Annotated in this window: 1 protein-coding gene; it reads right to left on the bottom strand. The window is 63.3% G+C overall.

What is annotated here, in order from left to right; translation table 11 throughout:
* A partial coding sequence (locus IRT45_RS36515) for a condensation domain-containing protein (RefSeq protein ID WP_194810295.1) occupies positions 1-240 on the bottom strand: 240 nt, incomplete at both ends.

Consider the following 240-nt stretch of genomic DNA (forward strand, 5'->3'; position numbering starts at 1 on the left):
CAACACGTCGGTGAAGGTGCGATCCCCGTCCAGATCGATCCGCAGGACCAAGGTATTGACGAAGAAGCCGACCAGCTCATCGAGAGCGGGGTCGTCGCGGCCGGCGACGGCGAATCCGACCGCCACGTCGCGGTTGGCGCTGATCTTCGACAACAGCACCGTCAAGGCGGCTTGGACGACCATGAAGGTGGTGGCGTTGTGTTCGCGTGCGACCTCGGCGATGTGTTGCTGTAGTTCCGG

It is taken from the genome of Nocardia sp. BSTN01 (assembly GCF_015354405.1).
Lineage (GTDB): Bacteria > Actinomycetota > Actinomycetes > Mycobacteriales > Mycobacteriaceae > Nocardia.